Source organism: Streptomyces sp. NPDC094143, from assembly GCF_040303825.1.
Lineage (GTDB): Bacteria > Actinomycetota > Actinomycetes > Streptomycetales > Streptomycetaceae > Streptomyces.
This window is the reverse complement of record NZ_JBEOTZ010000066.1, coordinates 1-21,505: the sequence shown is the minus strand read 5'-3', so window position 1 is coordinate 21,505 and position 21,505 is coordinate 1. Positions and strand designations below refer to the sequence as shown.

General features: G+C 77.0%; 3 protein-coding genes. All 3 read right to left on the bottom strand.

Annotated features, from left to right (window positions below; translation table 11 throughout):
- On the bottom strand, positions 1-5,035 hold a 5,035-nt coding region (locus ABTZ58_RS37925), incomplete at its 3' end, for a type I polyketide synthase (protein ID WP_502996199.1).
- Between the two features lie 70 nt (positions 5,036-5,105).
- Positions 5,106-15,236: a type I polyketide synthase gene (locus ABTZ58_RS37920; protein WP_502996198.1), complete on the bottom strand. Its 10,131-nt coding sequence runs from the start codon at positions 15,234-15,236 to the stop codon at positions 5,106-5,108.
- A 66-nt stretch (positions 15,237-15,302) separates the two neighbouring features.
- Positions 15,303-21,505: type I polyketide synthase (locus ABTZ58_RS37915; RefSeq protein WP_502996197.1), on the bottom strand; the 6,203-nt coding region annotated here is incomplete at its 5' end.

Sequence of the window (21,505 nt, the reverse complement as noted above, 5' to 3'; positions counted from 1 at the left end):
GCGGATCGATCCCGGCCCGTTCGAACGTCTCCCACGCCATCTCCAGCAGCAGCCGCTGCTGCGGGTCCATGGCGAGGGCCTCACGCGGCGAGATGCTGAACACGCCCGGGTCGAAGTCCGCGAAGCCGTCGAGGAAACCGCCGGTGAGCGTGGAGGTGCGGCCGGCCCGTCCGGGCTCGGGGTCGTAGAGCGACTCCAGGTCCCAGTCCCGGTCCTGCGGGAAGGGGCCCATCGCGTCGGTGCCGTCGGCCAGGAGCTGCCAGAACCGCTCGGGGGTGTCCGCACCGCGGGGGAAGCGGCAGGCCATGCCGACGATCACGACGGGATCGTCGTCGGTGTCCGTACGCGGCCCGGCGGGGCCGGCGCCGGAGACGGGGAGCCCCTGCCGGGGGGCGAGTTGCTCGTCGAGGTGTTCGGCGAGCGCGGCCGGGGTCGGGTAGTCGTAGACGAGGGTGGCGGGCAGCCGCATGCCGGTCGCCTCGCCGAGGGTGTTGCGCAGTTCGACGGCGGTGAGGGAGTCGAAGCCGAGTTCGCGGAAGGCGCGGGCGGGTTCGACGTCGTCGGGGCTCGGGTGGTTGAGGACGTAGGCGATGTGGGCGCGGACGAGGTGCAGCAGGGCGTGCCTGCGGTCCGCGTCGGAGAGGGCGGCGAGCTGGGCGGGGAGCCCGCCTTCGGTGTCCGCCGTGTCCGGGTCGCCGGCACCGGGTGCGGGCCGGTTCGCCCGCAGGCGCTCGAGGTCGGGCAGGGCGGCGTACAGGCGCCGGGGACGGCCCTTGTCGAGTTCGGCGCCGAAGACCTCCCAGTCGATGTCGGTGACGACCAGCGCCGTGTCGTCGTGGTCGAGGGCGTCCTGGAGGGCGGTGACCGCGACGGCGGGGTCCATCAGGCGTACGCCGTGCCGCTGGAGGCGTTCGCCGACGGTGCCGGAGGCCATGCCGCCGTCGGCCCAGCCGCTCCAGGCGACGGCGGTGGCGGGCAGTCCGCGGGCGCGGCGGTCCTCGGCGAGGGCGTCGAGGAAGGCGTTGCCGGGGGCGTAGTTGCCGTGTCCGGGGCTGCCGAAGACGCCCGACGAGGAGGAGAAGAGCACGAACGCGGACAGGTCGAGTCCGGCGGTGGCGGCGTCGAGGTTGAGGGCGCCACCGACCTTGACCCGCAGGACCTCGGCGAGCCGGTCGGGGGTGAGGGAGCCGATGACGCCGTCGTCGAGGACGGCCGCGGTGTGGAAGACGGCGGTCAGGGGCCGGTCGGCGGGGATGGCGGCGAGCAGGGAGCCGAGGGCGTCGGGGTCGGCGATGTCGCAGGCGGCCAGCTCGGCGCGGGCTCCGTGGGCGGCGAGTTCCTCCAGCAGGCCGGCGGCGCCCTCCGCGTCGGGGCCGGAGCGGCTGACGAGGAGCAGGTGCTCGGCGCCGGAGCGGGCGAGCCAGCGGGCGACGTGCCGGCCGAGGGCGCCGGTGCCGCCGGTGACCAGGACGGTGCCGCCGGGCTGCCAGCGGCGCCGGGCGGGCAGCCCGCCGGTGGCGGCGCGTTCCAGGCGGCGGCCGAGGACGCCGGCGGGGCGGATCGCGACCTGGTCCTCGTGGTCGGTGCCCGCGAGGACCGCGATCAGCCGGTCGGCGGCGCGGTCGTCCGGGTCGGCCGGCAGGTCGGCCAGGCCGCCCCAGCAGTCGGCCTGTTCCAGCGCGACGACCCGGCCGAAGCCCCAGACGAGGGCCTGGGCGGGGTGGTCGGGGCCCGCTGCGGGTGCGGTGGCGACGGCGCCGCGCGTCAGGAACCACACCGGCAGGCGGGTGTTGAGGTCGTCCATGGCCTGGACGAGGGCGACGGTGGCGGCGAACCCGCCCGGCAGCAGCGGGTGGCCGGGGTGCGGGGTGTCGTCGAGGGCGAGGAGGGACAGCACGGCCCGGGCTCCGTCGGCCGCGCCGGACAGGGCGGCGGCGAGGGCCGCGCGGTCGGCGGCGGTGTCGACGACGACCGGGACGCAGTCGGCGCCGGCCCGGGTGAGGGCGGCGCGGACCGCGGTGGCCTCGGGGCCCTCCTCGTGGCCGCGGGGCACCAGCAGCGGCCAGCGTCCGGTCAGCGCGGGGGCGGGGTGGTCGGCCAGGGGGTGCCAGGTGATGCGGTAGCGCCAGCGGTCGGCGGTGGCCCGGTCGGCGCTGCGCCTGCGGTAGCCGGCCAGGGCGGGGGCGAGGGCGGAGACGGTGTCCGGGTCCAGGTCGAGGGCGGCGGCCAGGGTGTCGAGGTCGCCCGCCTCGACGGCCTGCCAGAACGGGGCGTCCGCGGTGCCGGCGGCGGTGTCCGCGGCCGGCGCGCCGGTGAAGGCGGGCCAGTAGCGGCGGCGTTGGAAGGCGTAGACGGGCAGGTCGACGCGGTGCGCGGGCTCGTCGTGGACGGCCGTCCAGTCGACGCTGCCGCCGCGCACGGCGAGGGCGGCGGCGGAGGCGAGGAAGCGTTCGGGTCCGCCTTCGGAGCGGCGCAGGGTGCCGAGGACGGCGCCGTCGGTGATGCCGAGGTCCTCCAGGATGTCGCCGACCGCGGTGGTGACGACGGGGTGCGGGCCGGCCTCGACGAAGACGCGGTGCCCGGCTGCGGCGAGGTCCCGCACGGTGGTCTCGAAGCGGACCGGGCGGCGGACGTTGTCGTACCAGTAGGCGGCGTCGAGGGTGGTGGTGTCCTCGACGCGGGCCCCGGTGACGGTGGAGTGGAAGGGGATCCGTGCGGGGCGCGGGCGGACCGGGGCGAACCCGGCGAGGAGCGCGTCGCGGACCTCCTCCACCTGGGCGCAGTGGGAGGCGTAGTCCACGGGGACGCGGCGGGCGCGGACGCCGGCGTCGGTGAGGGCGGTCAGGAGTTCGGCGAGCGGTTCGGCGTCCCCGGAGACGGTGACCGAGCGGGGGCCGGTGACGGAACCCACCGAGATCCGGCCGTCGTAGGGGGTCAGGAGCCGTTCCACCTCGGCGAGCGGCAGGGGGACGGCCACCATGCCGCCGCGGCCGGTGATGGCGGTCAGTTCCCGGGAGCGGGTGACGACGACGCGGGCGGCGTCCTCCAGGGTGAGGACGCCGGCGATGTGGGCGGCGGCGATCTCGCCCTGGCTCTGCCCGGCCACCGCGGCGGGGCGCACTCCGCAGGCCATCCACAGCCGGGCGAGTGCGACGCAGACGACGAACAGGGTGGGCTGGACGACGTCGAGGCGCTCCAGCGGCGGGGCGCCCGGTGCGCGGCGCAGCACGTCGAGGACCGAGTAGTCGGTGAACGCCTCGACCGCGGCGGCGGCCTCGTCGAAGAAGCGGCGGAACCGCGGGTCGGCCGCGTGGAGTTCGGTGGCCATGCCCTCCCACTGGGGGCCCTGGCCGGGGAAGAGGAGGACCGGGTCGCCGTCGGTGTCGGCGACACCGCGCACGACGGCCGCGTCGGGTGTGCCCTCGGCGAGTGAGGCCAGGCCGCGCAGGAGGTCGTCCCGGTCGCGGGCGACGACCACGGCCCGGTGTTCGAGGGCGGGCCGGGTGGCGGCCAGGGACCAGGCGAGGTCGGCGGGGCGGGGCGTGCCGTCGGGGGCGGCCCGCAGGTGGGCGGCGAGGCGGGCGGCCTGCGCGCGCAGGGCGGCGGCGGTGCGGCCGGAGACGGGGAAGGCGCGGGCGCGGGGGGTGTCGTCGGCCGGCGCGGCCGTCTCGTCCGTGTCCGGCTCGGGGGCCTGTTCGAGGATGACGTGGGCGTTGGTGCCGCTGACGCCGAAGGAGGAGACCGCGGCGCGGCGCGGCCGGTCGCCGGTGCCGGGCCAGTCGCGGGCCTCGGTGAGCAGTTCGACGTGGCCCGCGCTCCAGTCGACGTGCCGGCTGGGCCGGTCGACGTGCAGGGTGGCCGGCAGGCGGCCGGCGCGCAGGGCGAGGACGGTCTTGATGACGCCGGCGACTCCGGCGGCGGCCTGGGTGTGGCCGATGTTGGACTTCACCGAGCCGAGCAGCAGCGGCCGTCCGGCGGGCCGGTCCTGGCCGTAGGTGGCCAGCAGGGCCTGCGCCTCGATCGGGTCGCCGAGGGTGGTGCCGGTGCCGTGCGCCTCGACGGCGTCGACGTCGGCGGGGGCGAGCCCGGCGGAGCGCAGGGCCTGCCAGATGACGCGTTCCTGGGACGGCCCGTTGGGTGCGGTCAGGCCGTTGGAGGCGCCGTCCTGGTTGACGGCGGAGCCGCGCAGCACGGCGAGGACGGGGTGGCCGTTGCGGCGGGCGTCGGTCAGCCGCTCGACGACGAGGACGCCGGCGCCCTCGCCCCAGGCGGTACCGTCGGCCGCGTCGGCGAAGGCCCGGCAGCGTCCGTCCGGGGACAGCCCGCGCTGGCGGCTGAACTCGAGGAAGATCGTCGGGGTCGACATGACGGTGACGCCGCCGGCCAGGGCCAGGTCGCACTCCCCCGCGCGCAGCGCCTGCGCGGCCAGGTGGAGGGTGACCAGGGAGGAGGAGCAGGCGGTGTCGACGGACACGGCCGGCCCCTCCAGGCCCAGGGTGTACGAGATGCGCCCGGAGAGCACACTGGGCGAGTTGCCGACACCGTCGTCGCCGGCGTTGTCGGAGTGGGCGAGCAGGGCGGGGTAGTCCTGCAGGTTGGTGCCGGAGAACACGCCGGTGCGGCTGCCGCGCAGGGCGAGCGGGTCGATGCCGGCGCGTTCCAAGGCCTCCCAGCAGATCTCCAGCAGCAGCCGCTGCTGCGGGTCGGTGCCGACGGCCTCGCGCGGGGAGATGCCGAAGAACGAGGCGTCGAAGTCGGCGACCCGGTCGATGAACCCGCCGGTGCGGGTGTAGCTGCGGCCGGGCGTGCCCGGTTCCGGGTCGTAGAGCGACTCGACGTCCCAGCCGCGGTCGCGCGGCCAGTCGGTCATCGCGTCCGTGCCGTCCTCCAGCAGCCGCCACAGGTCGTCGGGGCCGGACACGCCGCCGGGGAAGCGGCAGCCCATCGCGACGATCGCTATGGGTTCCTTCTCGCGGGCCTCGGCCGCCGCCAGCCGCTGTCGCGTCTGGTGGAGATCGGCCGTGACCTTCTTCAGGTAGCCGAGGAGCTTGTCCTCATCGCTCATGCGTTCCTCACCCGTTTCCGAGGTCCCGTGGCCGTCCCCGCTAGGAGATGCCGAGGTCGTTCTCGATGAAGTCGAAGAGTTCGTCCGCCGCGGCGGACTCCAGGCGGTCGGTGATGTCGTCGCCGGTCGCCGCGGCCGGTGCGGCGACGGTCGCGGTGCCGCCGACGCGTCCGAGCAGCGACTGCAGGCGGGCGCCGATGCGGTCGAGCCGGGCGTCGCCGGCCGGCAGCCCGGACAGGGCCGCTTCCAGCCGGTCGAGGTCGGCGAGGACGGCGCCGGCCGCGTCCGTGTCGTCGGTGAGCCGGCCGAGCAGGTGTCCGGCGAGCGCGGTGGCGTTGGGCTGGTCGAACAGGAGCGTGGCCGGGAGGGCGAGACCGGTGGCGGCGCCGATCCGGTTGCGCAGTTCGACCGCCGTCAGCGAGTCGAAGCCGAGAGCGTTGAACGCCTGCGTGGCGCCGACCCGGTCGGGGGAGGCGTGGCCGAGGACGGCGGCGGCCTCGGTGCGCACCAGGCCGACCAGCGTGCGTTCCCGTTCGGCGGGGGTCTGTCCGGCCAGCCGGGCGCGCAGGGCCTGCCCGGCGTCCGCGTCCGCGCTCTCGGGACGCCGGGCGAGCAGTTCGCGCACCTCGGGCAGTTCGGCGAGCAGCGGGCTGGGCCGGGAGGTGGTGAAGCCGGGGGCGAACCGCGCCCAGTCGATGTCGGCGACGGCGAGCACGGCGTCGGTGCGTGCCGTGGCCCTGCCGACCGCCTCCACCGCCCGGTCGGGGTCGAGGGGACTGATGCCGCCGCGGCGCATGCGGGCCTCGGTGTCGGCGTCCCGGGTCGCCATGCCGCCGCCCGCCCAGGGGCCCCAAGCCAGTGAGGTGGCCGGCAGGCCGGCGGCGCGGCGCTGTTCGGCGAGCGCGTCGAGGCAGGCGTTGGCGGCGGCGTAGTTGGCCTGGCCGATGGTGCCCAGGGTGCCGGAGACCGACGAGTACAGGACGAACGCCGTCAGGTCCCGGTCCCGGGTGAGGTCGTGGAGGTTGCGGGCGGCGGCGAGCTTGGGCCGCAGCACGTTCTCCAGGGCGTCGGCGTCCATGCCGTCGATGAGCCGGTCGTCGAGGACACCGGCGGTGTGCACGACCGCGTCGACGGGGTGCTCGGCCAGCAGGGCGGCGAGCGCGTCCCGGTCGGCGACGTCGCAGGCGGTCAGGACGAGTGCGGTGCCGGTGCCGGCCAGGGCCTCCTCGAGGCGGGCGGCGCCGGGCGAGCCGGGGCCCGAGCGGCTGACGGCGACGATCCGGGTGGTGCCGCGGGAGGCGAGCCAGGCGGCGGTGCGCAGGCCGAGGGCGCCGGTCGCGCCGGTGAGCAGGACGGTGCCCGTCCAGTCGGGCGACGTCCCGGCGGGCCGTGCGGCGGGGACGCGTTCGAGGCGGCGCAGGAAGGTGCCGGCGGCGCGCACGGCGGTCTGGTCCTCGCGGCCGTCCGCCAGGACCGCGCACAGCCGGCGGGCGATGTCGGGGGCGACGGCACCGGTGCCGGCGGGCAGGTCGACCAGTCCGCCCCACAGCTGCGGGTGTTCCAGCGCGGCGGTGCGGCCCAGGCCCCAGACGGCCGCCTGTTCGAGTTCGGTGGGCGCCTCGTGTCCCAGCACGCCGGCCGCGCCCGCGGTGACGGCCCACAGGCGGGTGGTGTCCGGGCCCGTGGCCCGGTCGGCGAGGGCCTGCACGAGGGCGGTGGTCGCGGCGAGACCGGCCGGGACGGCGCGGTGGCCGGGCAGCGGCCGGGTGTCGGCGGCCAGCAGGGACAGGACGCCCGCGGGCGCCGGGCCGTCCTCGCGGGCGGTGTCGTAGGCGGCGGCCAGGGTCGTGCGGTCGGCGCCCGCGCAGTCCACGGGCAGGACGCGGACGTGGGCGCCGTGCGCGGTGAGCGCCTCGGCGATCGACGTCGCCCAGGGGCCGCCGTCCAGTGAGCCGGGGACGGCGAGCAGCCAGGTGCCGGTGAGGGCGGCGGTGGCGCCGTCGGCGGCGGGCCGCCAGGTCACGCGGTGCTCCCAGCGCTGTTCCTCGGCGTGCCTGCGGTCCGCGCCGCGCCAGGCGGCGAGGGCGGGCAGGACGGCGCTGAGCGGGGCGTCCGCGTCGAGGTCGAGCCGCTCGGCCAGGGCTGCCGGGTCGGCGGCCTCGACCAGGTCCCAGAAGTCGCCGTCGGCCACGGGCGCGGCGGTCCGCGCGGACGGTTCCAGCCAGTAGCGCTCGCGCTGGAAGGCGTACGTAGGCAGGGCGACGGGCCGGGCGCCGGCGTCGGCGGGGTGGGCGGGCAGGTCTCCGCGGCCGTGCGCGTGCAGGGTGGCGGCGGCCAGCAGCGCCGCGCGCGTCTCGGGCAGGTCGCGGTGGAGGAGGGGCACGGCGGTGACGGCGGCCGGGTCGCCGACGCCGTCGCGGACCAGGGGGGTGAGGGTGGCGTCGGGGCCGAGTTCGAGGCAGAGGGTGACGCCCTCGGTCTCCAGGGCGCGCACCCCGTCCGCGAAGCGCACGGCCTCTCGGACGTGGCGCACCCAGTAGTCCGGGGTGCACAGGTCCTCACCAGCGCACAGGGCACCGGTCAGGTTCGACACCACGGGGACGGCCGGCGGCGCGTAGCGCACGCGCGCGGCCACCTGCCGGAAGTCCTCCAGCATGGCGTCCATCAGCGGCGAATGGAAGGCGTGGCTGACCCGCAGACGCCGGGTCCGGCGGCCGCGCCCGGCGAACTCGGCGGCGACCGCCTCGACGTCGTCCGCGGCGCCGGAGACCACGACGGAGACGGGCCCGTTGACGGCGGCGATCGCGACACGGTCCGCCCGGCCCTCCAGGTACGGCAGCACCTCCGCCTCGGTGGCCTCGACGGCGGTCATCGCGCCGCCCTCCGGCAGCGCCTGCATGAGCCGGCCGCGCGCGGCGACCAGGGCGCAGGCGTCGGCGAGGTCGAGCACCCCGGCGGCGTGCGCGGCGGTGAGCTCGCCGACGGAGTGCCCGGCCAGTACGTCGGGCCGGACGCCCCAGGACGCGGTCAGGGCGTGGGCGGCCGTGCCGAAGGCGAACAGGGCGGCCTGGGTCCAGGCGGTGCGGTCCAGCAGCGCCGCCTCGGCACTGCCCTCGGCGGCGAGGACGACCTCCCGCAGCGGCGGTCCGTCCAAGTGCCGGTCCAGTTCGGCGCAGACGGCGTCGAAGGTCTCGGCGAACACCGGGTGGGCGGCGTACAGGTCGCGGCCCATGCCGGGGCGTTGTGCGCCCTGGCCGCTGAACAGGACGGCGAGGCGGCCGCCGTCGGTACTGCCGGTGACGACGTGGCCGGCGCTCTCGCCGGTGGCGACGGCGGCGAGGCCGGTGAGCAGTTCCTCCCGGTCCTCGGCGACGACGACGGCCCGGTGGCGTTGCGCGTGGCGGGCCGCTGCCAGGGTGTGTGCGAGGTCGCGCGGGTCGTGGTCGGCGGTGCGCAGGTGGGTGCGCAGCCGGGCCGCCTGGGCGCGCAGGGCCTCGGGGGTGTGCCCGGAGACGGGGTGGGCGCGCGGCACGACGGCCGCCGCGTCCCGTTCGGGAGCGGGTGCGGGGGCGGGGGGTTCCTCCAGGACGACGTGGGCGTTGCTTCCGCTGATGCCGAAGGAGGAGACGCCGGCCCGGCGGGGGCGTCCTTCGCGGGCGGGCCACGGGCGGGGCTCGGTGAGCAGTTCGACGGTGCCGCTGGACCAGTCGATGTGCGGGGAGGGTTCGTCGACGTGCAGGGTGCGGGGCAGTTCGCCGTGGTGCATCGCCATCACCATCTTGATGACGCCGGCGGCGCCCGCGGCGGCCTGGGTGTGGCCGAAGTTCGACTTGGCGGAGCCCAGCAGCAGGGGCCGTCCCTCGGGACGCTCCCGGCCGTAGGTGGCGAACAGGGCCTGGGCCTCGATGGGGTCGCCGAGGGTGGTGCCGGTGCCGTGCGCCTCGACGGCGTCGACGTCGGCGGCGGAGAGTCCGGCCGAGGCGAGGGCCTGGCGGATGACGTGCTGCTGGGAGGGGCCGCTGGGGGCGGTCAGGCCGTTGGACGCGCCGTCCTGGTTGGTGGCCGAACCGCGGACGACGGCGAGCACCGGGTGCCCGTTGCGCCGGGCGTCCGACAGCCGTTCCAGCAGGAGCATGCCGACGCCCTCGGAGAAGCTGGTGCCGTCCGCGGCGGCGGCGAACGCCTTGCAGCGGCCGTCGGCGGCCAGCCCGTTCTGCGCGGTGAACTCGGTGTAGGTGCCGGGGGTGGCCATGACGGTGACGCCGCCGGCCAGCGCCATCGAGCACTCGCCCCGCCGCAGTGCCTGGGCCGCGAGGTGCAGGGCGACCAGGGCGGACGAGCAGGCGGTGTCGACCGTCATCGTCGGCCCCTCCAGGCCGAAGGTGTAGGCGACCCGGCCGGAGATGACGCTGCCGGACACGCCGAGGCCGATGTAGCCCTCCATGCCCTCGGGGATGTCGGCGAGGCCCGACGCGTAGCCGGATCCCATCGCGCCGACGTACACGCCGGTGCGGCTGCCGTGCTGGGCCAGCGGGTCGAGGCCGGCGCGCTCGAAGACCTCCCAGGACGTCTCCAGGAGCAGGCGCTGCTGCGGGTCCATGGCGAGGGCCTCGCGCGGGGAGATGCCGAACAGGGCGGCGTCGAAGTGGGTGGCGCCGTGCAGGAAGCCGGCCTCCAGGCCGGGCAGCCGGTCCAGGTCCCAGCCCCGGTCGGTGGGGAAGGCGCCGATGGCGTCGCCGCCCTCGGACACGAACCGCCACAGCTCCTCGGGGGAGGTGACTCCGCCGGGGTACTGGCAGGCCATGGAGACGATGACGACGGGGTCGTCGTCGCCGGCGGCGGCGGCGGCGGTCTCCGCCGTCTCGGTGCCGCCGGCGAGTTCCTGCCGCAGGTGGCGGGCGAGGGCGCTGGGCCTGGGGTGGTCGAAGACCAGGGTGGCGGGCAGCCTGAGTCCCGTTTCGGCGTTCAGCCGGTTGCGCAGGTCGACCGAGGTGAGGGAGTCGAACCCGAGGTCCTTGAAGGACTGTTCGCCGTCGACGGCGCCGGCCGAGCCGTGGCCGAGGGCGACGGCGGCGTGGCGGCGCACCACGTCCAGCAGCAGGCGTTCCTGCTCGGGTCCGGTGAGAGCGGCGAGGCGCCGCAGGAGTGCGGAGGAGTCGCCGCCGTCCGCGGTGCGGGCGGTGCGCCGGGCCGGTGCCGGGACCAGGCCGTGGAGCAGGGCGGGCAGCCGGCCGGCCGCGGCGGCGGCCCGCAGCGCGGCGGGGTCGGTGCGCAGCGGGGCGAGCACGGCCTCGTCGGCCGTGAGCGCCTCGTCCAGCAGCCGCAGGGCGTGCGCGGGGTCGAGGGCGGGCAGTCCGGAGGCGGCGATGCGGCGTACGTCGCCGTCGTCGAGGCCGCCGGTCATGCCGCCGTCGTGCTGCCACAGGGTCCAGGCGAGCGAGACGGCGGGCAGTCCCTGGGCGCGGCGGTGCTGGGCGAGGGCGTCCAGGACGGTGTTGGCGGCGGCGTAGTTGGCCTGTCCGGCGCCGCCGAGGAGGCCCGCGGCGGAGGAGAACAGCACGAAGGCGGTGAGGCCGGCGTCGCGGGTGGCCCGGTGCAGGGCGAGCGCGGAGTCGGCCTTGGCGCGCAGGACGGTGGCGAGGCGGTCCGGGGTGAGGGAGCCGAGGACGCCGTCGTCGAGGACGCCGGCGGTGTGCACGACGGCGCGCAGCGGGTGCTCGGCGGGGACGGTGGCCAGGGCGGTGGCGAGGGCCGCGGGGTCGGCCGCGTCGCACGCCTCGATGCGGACGGCGGCGCCGTGGGCGGTGAGTTCGGCGGCGAGCCCGGTGGCGCCGGGGGCGTGCGGGCCGCTGCGGGAGAGCAGCAGCAGGGAGCGTACGCCGTGCGCGGTGACCAGGTGGCGGGCGACGAGCGCGCCGAGCGCGCCGGTGCCGCCGGTGATCAGGACGGTGCCGTCGGGGTCCCAGCCGGTGGCGGTACCGTCGGCGTTCCCGGCGGCGTTCCGCGCGGTGCCTGCACGCGTCAGCGAGGGCGTGAGCAGGCGACCCTCGCGCAGAGCGAGTTGCGGTGCGCCGGAGGCCACCGCGGCGGCCAGGGCGGTACGGGAGGCGTCGGTGCCGTCGAGGTCGGCGAGGACGATCCGGCCGGGGTTCTCCGTCTGGGCGGAGCGCACCAGACCCCACAGGGCGGCGGCGGACAGGTCCGGTACGTCCTCGTCCCCGGCGGCGACGGCGCCCCGGGTGACGACGACCACAGGGGCGTCCTGGGTGCGCTCGTCGGCGAGGAGTGTGCGCAGGGCGTCCAGGGCGCGGGAGGCGACCCCGGCGGGGGTCTCGCCGGGTGCGGAGGCGAAGGGCAGGACGGCGGCGGTGCAGCCGTCGGCGCCGAGCGCGGGCCAGTCGGGGACCAGACCCGACGGGTCGTCGGCGGCCAGGCGCCAGCCATCGGTGGCCGGCGCCCCGGGCAGGTCGGCGGCCGTCCAGCGGAGCGCGTACAGCGCTCCGTCGGCCGGCCGGGCGGCGGGCGTGGCGTCCGCGGACAGCGGGCGGCTGACGAGGGAGTCGACGGTGGCCACGGGTCGTCCGGTGCCGTCGGCGACGCGCAGCCGCACCGAACCGCCCGGGCGCTTCTCGAGCCGGACGCGCAGGGCGGTGGCGCCGACGGCGTGCAGGGTGACGCCGCTGAAGGCGAAGGGCAGGCCCACTCCCCCGCCGTCGCCGTCCGCCTCGCCGCCGCCGGTGAGCTGGGCGTGCAGGGCGGCGTCGAGGAGGGCGGGGTGCAGTCCGAAGCGGGCGGCGTCGCGGTGCTCGTCCTCGGGCAGCGAGACCTCGGCGTACCGGACGTCGCCGTCGCGCCAGGCGGCGCGCAGGCCCTGGAAGACGGGGCCGTACTGGTAGCCCTGGGCGGCGAGCGCGGCGTAGAAGCCGTCCAGCGGGACGGGACGGGCGCCGGCGGGCGGCCATGCGGTCAGGTCGTCGCCGGCCGCGGTGGGGGTGGCCGGGGCGAGGACGGCGGTGGCGTGCCGGGTCCAGGGGGTGTCGTCGTCGGCGTCCGGGCGGGCGTGGACGGCGACCGTGCGGCGGCCCGCGTCGTCGGGGGCGCCCAGCACGATCTGCAGCTGCACGCCGGTGCCGTCGGGCAGGGCCAGGGGCGCCTGGAGGGTGAGCTCCTCCAGCAGGCCGCAGCCGACCTCGTCGCCGGCCCGCAGGACGAGTTCGACGAAGGCGGTGCCGGGCAGCAGGACGGTCCCGGAGACGGTGTGGTCGGCGAGCCAGGGCTGGCTCCGGGTGGACAGGCGGCCGGTGAGCAGGACCCGGTCCTCGTCGGCGACGCGGACCACGGCACCGAGCAGCGGGTGCCCGGCACCCGCGAGGCCGGCACCGGTGACGTCGCCGGTCTGTGCGGCGGGCCGCAGCCAGTACCGCTCGCGGGTGAAGGCGTAGGTGGGGAGCTCGATCCGGGGGGCGTCCGGCCCCGGGCCGCCGAGGAGGCGCTCGTGGTCGACGGGCACGCCGTGGGCGTGGGCCCCGGCCACGGCGGCCAGCAGGGTGGCCGGCTCGGGGCGGCCCTTGCGCTGCAGGGGCAGGCAGACCCGCTCGGTGGTGTCGTCGGGCAGGCAGGTGCGGGCGAGCGCGGAGAGGGAGGCGTCGGGGCCGAGTTCGAGGAAGCGGGTGACGCCCCGCTCGACGAGGTGGCCGACGCCGTCGGCGAAGCGGACGGTGTGGCGCAGGTGCCGTACCCAGTAGTCGGCCGAGGCGAGTTCGTCGGCGGTGGCGGCACGGCCGGTGAGGTCGGAGACGACGGTGATCCGCGGCGGGCGGGCGGTGACGCTCTCGGCGACGCGCCGGAACTCGTCGAGGGCGCCGTCCATGCGGGCGGAGTGGAAGGCGTGCGACACGCGCAGCCGCCGGGTGGTCCGGCCATGGGCGCCGAGTTCGGCGGCGACCGCCTCGACGGCCGCGGTGCTGCCGGAGATCACGGTGGCGCGGGGCCCGTTGACGGCGGCGACGGACACGGCGTCACCGTGCGCGGCGAGCAGCGGGGTCACCTCGTCCTCGGCCGCGTGGAGGGAGATCATGGCGCCGCCCTCGGGCAGCGCCTGCATGAGCCGGCCGCGGGCGGCGACGAGCCGGCAGGCGTCGGCCAGCGACCACACGCCCGCGACGTGGGCGGCGGTCAGCTCGCCCAGGGAGTGGCCCAGCAGGTACTTGGGGGTGATGCCCCAGGACTCCAGCAGTCGGAACAGGGCCACCCCGAAGGCGAACAGGGCCGGCTGGGCGAGTCCCGTGGCGCGCAGGGCCTCCTCGTCGCCGGTGTGCAGGACGGTGTCCTTGAGGGACAGGCCGAGTTCGGGGTCGAGGTGGGCGCAGACCTCGTCGTAGGCGCGGGCGAAGGCGGGGAAGGCGTCGTACAGGTCCCGGCCCATGCCGGGGCGCTGGGCGCCCTGCCCGGGGAACAGGAACGCGGTGCCGCCGCGCAGGGTGCGGCCGGTGACGACGGCCGGGTGCTCCTCGCCGTCGGCGAGGGCGCGCAGCGCGTCGCGTGCGGCGGCGGTGTCCGGGGCGAGGACGGCGGCCCGGTGCTCGAAGGCCTGCCGGGTGGTGGCCAGGGCGCGGGCGGTGTCGTGCGGGTGGTGCCCGGGGTGGGCGGTGACGTGTTCGAGGAGCCGTGCGGCCTGGCCGCGCAGGGCCTCGGCGCTGCGCGCGGACAGGAACCAGGGGGCCAGGGGCAGCGGTTCGGCCGGAGCGGCCGTCGGGGCCGTGTCGTCCGCCGCGGGCTCCGGCTCGGGTGCGGCCTCCAGGATCGTGTGGGCGTTGGTGCCGCTGATGCCGAAGGAGGAGACGGCGGCCCGGCGCGGGCGGTCGCCGGTGTCCGGCCAGTCGGCGGGCTCGGTGAGCAGGCGGACGTGTCCGGCGTCCCAGTCGACGTGCGTGGAGGGCGCGTCGACGTGCAGGGTGCGCGGCAGCCGGCCGTGCCGCAGCGCCATCACGGTCTTGATGACGCCGGCGACACCGGCGGCGGCCTGGGTGTGGCCGAGGTTGGACTTCAGGGAGCCGAGCAGCAGCGGCCGTTCGGCGGGCCGGTCCTGGCCGTAGGTGGCGAGGAGTGCCTGGGCCTCGATGGGGTCGCCGAGGGTGGTGCCGGTGCCGTGCGCCTCGACGGCGTCGACGTCGGCGGCGGTGAGACCGGCGTTGGCGAGGGCCTGCTCGATCACCCGCTGCTGGGCGGGGCCGTTGGGGGCGGTCAGCCCGTTGGAGGCGCCGTCGGAGTTGACGGCGGAGCCGCGGACCACGGCGAGCACGGGGTGGCCGTTGCGACGGGCGTCGGAGAGGCGTTCCACCAGGAGCAGGCCGACGCCTTCGGACCAGCCGGTGCCGTCGGCGGAGTCGGCGAACGCCTTGCAGCGGCCGTCGGGCGCCAGGCCGCGCTGCCGGCTGAACTCGAACAGCAGGCCGGGGGTGGCCATGACGGCGACGCCGCCGGCCATCGCGAGGTCGCACTCGCCGTTGCGCAGGGCCTGCACCGCCCAGTGCAGGGCGACGAGGGAGGAGGAGCAGGCGGTGTCGACGGTGACGGTGGGGCCCTCCAGGCCGAGGACGTAGGAGATGCGGCCGGAGGCGACGGAGGTGGCGTTGCCGGCCAGCATCAGGCCGTGGACGTCCTCGGGCACCTCGACGGGGCCCTGGCCGTAGCCGGAGGTGGCCGCGCCCACGAACACGCCGGTGGCGCTGCCCCGCAGGGTCTGCGGCCGGATCCCGGCCCGCTCCAGCAGTTCCCAGGAGGCTTCCAGCAGCAGGCGCTGCTGGGGGTCGGTGGCCAGGGCCTCGCGGGGGCTCATGCCGAAGAAGGCCGCGTCGAAGGCGGCGGCGTCGCCGAGGAAGCCGCCCTCCCGGGTGGAGAAGGTGCCGGGGCGGTCTGGGTCGGGGTCGTAGCGGTCCTCGATGTCCCAGCCGCGGTCCGCGGGCAGCGCGCCGATGGCGTCGCCGCCCGCGTCGACGAGCCGCCACAGGTCCTCGGGGCTGCGGATGTCGCCGGGGAAGCGGCAGCTCATCGCGACGATGGCGATCGGCTCGCGGACCCGGTCCTCCGCCTCGCGCAGCCGGCGGCGGGTCTGCCGCAGTTCGCCCGTGACCCGCTTGAGGTATTCCACGTACTTGTCGTCGTCAGCCACGTGTGTCACTTCCTTGAACCCGGCGGGGCCGGGGCGTCGGGTGCGGTCGGGAGGGCGGCGGGGTGCTCATGCGTCTCCCAGCTCGCGGTCGATCAGGTCGAAGAGGTCGCCCGGCGTCTCGACCCCGGCCAGCTCCTCGTCTTCCTCCACCGGGACGGGGACGGGGGCGGTGGCCGCGGGGACCGGTTCGCCCTGCCAGCGGGAGAGCAGCTCCCGCAGCCGGGCGGTGACCCGCTCGCGGTCCTCGCCGTCCACGGCCGCGTCGCGCAGGGCGCTCTCCAGGCGGTCCATCTCGCCGAGCAGGGCCTGTGCGGTGCCGGGCGGCTCGGGCAGGTCGAGGGCGTCCAGCAGGTGCCGGGCCTGGGCGAGCGGCGTCGGGTAGTCGAAGACCAGGGTGGCGGGCAGCCGCAGTCCCGTGACCGCGCCGAGCCGGTTGCGCAGTTCGACCGCGGTGAGGGAGTCGAAGCCGAGCTCCTTGAAGGTCTGGTCGGGTTCCATCGCGTCGGCCGAGCCGTGTCCGAGGACGGCGGCGGCCTGTTCGGCCACCACGTCGAGGAGCAGCTGCTCGCGGTCCGCGGCGGACAGCGGGGCCAGCCGTTCGGCCAGGGTCGCCTCGGTGGCCGTGGCGGCTCCGGCCGTCGCCGGGGCGGCGTCGGCGCGACGGCGGACGGGCGTGCGGACCAGGCCGCGCAGCAGGACCGGCAGGACGTCGTGGTGCTCGCGCAGGGCGGCGGCGTCGAGGTCCATGGGCAGCAGGGCGGCCCGGTCGGAGGCCGACGCTGCGTCCAGCAGGCGCATGCCGCGCTCGGGGCCGAGCGGCACCATGCCGGTGCGGGCGTGCCGTTCCCGGTCGGCGTCGGTGAGTTCGCCGGTCATGCCCGCGTCCGGCAGCCAGGTGCCCCAGGCGAGGGAGACGGCCGGCAGGCCGAGGGCGCGCCGGTGGTGGGCGAAGGCGTCCAGGAAGGCGTTGGCGGCGGAGTAGTTGGCCTGTCCGGCGCCGCCGAAGGTGCCTGCGACGGAGGAGAAGACCACGAACCGGGCCAGGTCCAGGTCGCGGGTCAGCTCGTGCAGGGCGACGACGGCGTCGGCCTTGGGCCGCAGCGCCTCGGCGAGCCGTGCGGGCGTCATCGAGGTGAGGACGCCGTCGGCGAGGACGCCCGCGGTGTGCACGACGGCGGTCAGCGGCCGGTCGGCGGGGATCCCCGCGAGGAGCGGGGCGAGCGCGGTACGGTCGGCGATGTCGCAGGCGGCGACGGTTACCTCGGCGCCCAGGGCGGCGAGTTCGGCGCGCAGGTCGGCCGCGCCGGGGGTGTCCGGGCCGCGCCGCCCGGCGATCAGCAGGTGCTTGACACCGTGCTCGGCGACCAGGTGCCGGGCGGTGGCGCGGCCCAGCCCGCCGAGGCCGCCGGTGAGCAGCACGGTGCCCTCGGGGTCGGGGGCGGCCGGCACGGTGAGGACGACCTTGCCGACGTGCTTGGCCTGGCTGAGGTACCGGAACGCCTCGGGGGCGCGGCGCACGTCCCACACGGTCATCGGCAGCGGCTCGATCACCCCCCGGTCGAACAGTTCCGCCAGCTCGCGCAGGATCTCGCCGATCCGGTCGGGTCCGGCCTCGACCAGGTCGAAGGCGCGGTAGAGGACGCCTGGGTGGTCGGCGGCGACCGCGGCCGGGTCCCGGACATCGGTCTTGCCCATCTCCAGGAAGCGTCCGCCGCGCGGCAGCAGCCGCAGGGAGGCGTCCACGAACTCCCCGGCCAGGGAGTCGAGGACCACGTCGACGCCGCGGCCCTCGGTGGCGGTGCGCAGCCTCTCCTCGAAGCCGAGGTCGCGGGAGGAGGCGAGGTGGCGGTCGTCGAGGCCGGCGGCGCGCAGCGCGTCCCACTTGGCCGGGGACGCGGTGCCGTAGACCTCGGCGCCGAGGTGGCGGGCGAGCTGGACGGCGGCGGAGCCGACACCGCCGGCCGCGGCGTGCACGAGGACGCTCTCGCCGGGTTTCAGGGCGGCGAGGTCGACGAGGGCGTAGTAGGCGGTGAGGTAGACGATCGGGACGGTGGCGGCCTCCGCGAAGCTCCAGCCCTTCGGGATGGGCGCGACCATGCGCTCGTCGGCCACGGCGACCGGTCCGAAGGCGCCCGCGAACATGCCCATCACGCGGTCGCCGGGGGCGACGGAGGTCACGTCGGCGCCGGTCTCGGTGACCACGCCGGCGCCCTCCAGACCGATGGCGGTGGCGTCGCCCGGGTACATGCCGAGCGCGGTGAGGACGTCGCGGAAGTTGACGCCGCAGGCGCGCATCGAGATCCGTACCTCGCGCGGCGCGAGCGGGGCGGTGACCTCCGGGCAGGGGGTGAGCCGCAGGCCCTCCAGGGTGCCCTTGCGTTCGACGCCGAGCCGCCACGCCTCGGTGCCGGGCGGCGGGACGAGGGCCCGGTCGGCGGCCAGCGGCACCACCCTGGGCGCGGTCACGGAGCCGTCGTGCACGGCCAGTTCGAACGCGGTGTCGCCGAGCGCGCCGGGCAGCGCCGCGGCGGAGGCGGCGGTGCCGTCGGTGTCGACGAGGACCAGGCGCCCGGGGTTCTCCGTGCGGGCGGAGCGCACCAGGCCCCAGACGGCGGCCTGGGCCGGGTCCGCGGGCCGGGGCCCGGCGGGCACGGCGCCGCGGGTGACGACGGCGAGGCGGGCCGCGGCGAACGCCGGGTCGTCCAGCCACCGCCGGAGGAACGCCAGCACCTCGGCGGTGAGGTCCCGCGCCCGGCGCGCCGGGTCGCCGTCGGCGGTCCGGCCGGCGGCCGGTACGGCGTACAGCACGGTGTCCGGTACGAGGGCGGCGTCGGCGAGGGCGTCCGGGCCGGGGACGACGGTGGCGGTGTGCCCGGCCTCGCGCAGGGCCGCGGCCAGGTCGCGGGCCTCCGCGGACCCGATGACCGCCCAGTCCGCCGGAGCCGGTGCGCCGGAGGGGGGCACCGGCTGCCAGTCCACTTCGTACAGGCCCTGCCGGCCGGGGCTGCCGACGGTGGCGCCGTCGAGGTCGCCGGTGAGTTCGCGCAGGGTGAGCGAGCCGACGGAGGCGACGGGCCGGCCGGCCGGGTCGGCGAGTTCGAGGGCGACGGCCTCCGGACCCCGCTGGACCATGCGCACCCGCAGGGCGGAGGCGCCGACGGCGTCCAGCCGGACGTCGTTCCAGGAGAACGGGAGCCGTCCGGCGTCCTCCATCGGCACGAACATCACGGCGTGCAGGGCGGCGTCGAGCAGCGCCGGGTGCAGGTCGAAGGCGCCGGCGGCGGGGTCGGCGTCGGCGGGCAGGCGGACCTCGGCGAAGACCTCCTCGCCGCGCGTCCACACCCGGGTCAGCCCCTGGAAGAGCGGGCCGTAGAGGTGGCCGCGGTCGGCGAACGCCTCGTAGAAGCCGTCCAGCGGCACCTCCTCGCCGTCCCGGGGCGGCCAGGCGGTGAAGTCGTACGCCGAGGAGGCGCCGGCGGCCGGTTCGGCGGTGAGCAGGCCGCTGACGTGCAGCGTCCACGGGTCGTCGGGGTGGGCGTCGTCCGGGCGGCCGTGCACGGTCAGCGCTCGGGCGCCGCCGGCGTCGGACGCCTCGACGCGGACCTGCACCTGGACTCCGCCGTGCGCGGGCAGGGTGAGCGGGGTCAGGATGGTCAGCTCGGCGACGTGCTCGCAGCCGGTCCGCGCCCCGGCGTGCAGGGCGAGGTCGAGGAAGCCGGTGGCCGGGAACAGGGCGGTGCTGGTGAGGGCGTGCTCCTTCAGCCAGGGGCTGGAGTGCAGGGACAGGCGTCCGGTGAGGAGGTGGGTGTCGCCGTCCGCGAGGGCGACGGCCGCGCCCAGCAGCGGGTGGCTGCTGGTGCCGAGGCCGGCGGCGGTGACGTCGCCGAGCAGGGCGGGCGGGCGCGGCCAGAACCGGCGGCGCTGGAAGGGGTAGGTGGGCAGCTGCACGACGCGGGCGCCGGTGCCGTCGAAGAGGCGGGGCCAGTCGACGTCCACGCCCTTGGCGAAGGCGCGGGCGAGGGCGTCGAGCAGGGCGTCGGCCTCGTCGCGGTCCTTGCGCAGCGACGGGACGAACAGGAGGTCGCCGGTGTCCTCGGCGAGGCAGTCCTGGGCGAGGGCGGTCAGGGTGCCGTCGGGGCCGATCTCCCAGAACCGGTCGGCTCCGTGCGCGGCGAGCCAGGCGACGCCGTCGTGGAAGCGGACCGCCTCGCGGACGTGGCGGACCCAGTACTCGGGGTCCTGCAGTTCGCCGGGGGCGGCGGCCCGCCCGGTGACGTTGGAGATCACGGCCATACGGGGCGGGGCGTAGGCGATGCCGGCGGCGACCTCGCGGAAGGCGTCGAGCATGGGGTCCATCAGCGGCGAGTGGAAGGCGTGGCTGACGCGCAACCGGGTGGTGCGGCGGCCGCCTGCGGCGAGTTCGGCGGCCACCTCGGCCACCGCGGCCTCGGCGCCCGAGACGACCACGGATCGCGGCCCGTTGACGGCGGCGATGCCCGCGTCGGCGCGGCCGGCGAGCAGCGGCAGCACCTCGTCCTCGGCTGCCTCGACGGCGAACATCGCGCCGCCCGGAGGGAGTTCCTGCATCAGTCGGCCGCGTGCGGCGACCAGGGCGCAGGCGTCCGGGAGGGACATGACGCCGGCCACGTGGGCGGCGGCGATCTCGCCGATGGAGTGGCCCGCGACGAAGTCGGGCCGCACGCCCCAGGATTCGAGGAGGCGGTAGAGCGCGACCTCGACGGCGAACAGGGCGGGCTGCGCCCACCGGGTCTGGTTGATCCGCTCGGCGTCGTCGCCGAGGACGACGGCGCGCAGGTCGTCGCCGAGGTGGGCGCAGACGGCGTCGAAGGCGTCGGCGAACGCCGGGAAGGCGTCGTACAGGCCGCGGCCCATGCCGGGGCGCTGGGAGCCCTGTCCGGAGAAGAGGAAGGCGGTCTTCCCTTCGCCGCGGTGGGTGCCCGTGACGGTGTGCGGTCCCGTCTCGCCGTCGGCGAGGAGCCGCAGTCCGTCGGTGAGGGCGGCGCGGTCGGCGCCGAGCACGACGGCCCGGTGTTCGAAGACGGTGCGGGTCGCGGTCAGGGACAGGCCGAGGTCGGCCGCGGTGTGGCCGGGGTTCCGCCCGGCGTGGGCGAGGAGCTGGGCGGCCTGGGCGCGCAGCGCGTCGCGGCTGCGGGCGCTGAGGACCCAGGGCAGGGTGCCGTGGGCGGCGGCCGGGCCTTCGGCCGTCTCGGCGGCGTGCCGTTCGGGGGCGGGCTGTTCGGGGGCGGCTTCGAGGACGACGTGCGCGTTGGTGCCGCTGATCCCGAAGGACGACACACCCGCACGCCGCGGCCGGCCCCCGGGCACGGACCACTCCCGTGCCTCGGTCAGCAACTCGACCGCGCCCTGCTCCCAGTCCACGTGCGAGGACGGCGCGTCCACGTGCAGCGTCGCCGGCAGCACACCGTGCTCCATCGCCAGCACCATCTTCATCACGCCCGCCACACCGGCACCCGCCTGCGTGTGACCGACGTTGGACTTCACCGAGCCCAGGTACAGCGGACGCTCCGCGTCGTGCTCCTGCCCGTAGGTGGCGAGCAGGGCCTGCGCCTCGATCGGGTCACCCAGCCGCGTGCCCGTGCCGTGCGCCTCCACCGCGTCCACCTCCGCCGCCGACAGCCCCGCGTCCGCCAGCGCGGCCCGGATCACCCGCTGCTGGGAGGGACCGTTCGGCGCGCTCAGCCCGTTGGACGCACCGTCCTGGTTCACCGCGCTGCCCTTCACCACCGCCAGCACCGGGTGCCCCAGCCGACGCGCGTCCGACAACCGCTCCACCAGCAGCAGACCGCCGCCCTCGGAGAACCCGGTCCCGTCCGCCGCGTCCGCGAACGCCTTGCACCGCCCGTCCGCCGCCAGCCCCTGCTGACGGCTGAAGTCCACGAACAGACCCGGTGAGGCCATGACGGTGATGCCGCCGGCCAGGGCGAGGTCGCACTCCCCCGCGCGCAGCGACTGCACGGCCAGGTGCAGGGCGACGAGGGACGCGGAGCAGGCGGTGTCGACGGTGACCGCCGGGCCCTCCAGGCCGAAGGTGTACGACAGCCGGCCGGAGACGACGCTGGCGGCGTTGCCGGTCAGCATGTAGCCCTCGAAGTCCTCGCCGGACGCGGCGAGCATGCCGGTGTAGTCCTGGCCGTTGGTGCCGGCGAAGACACCGGTGCGGCTGCCGCGCAGCGCGCGCGGATCGATCCCGGCCCGTTCGAACGTCTCCCACGCCATCTCCAGCAGCA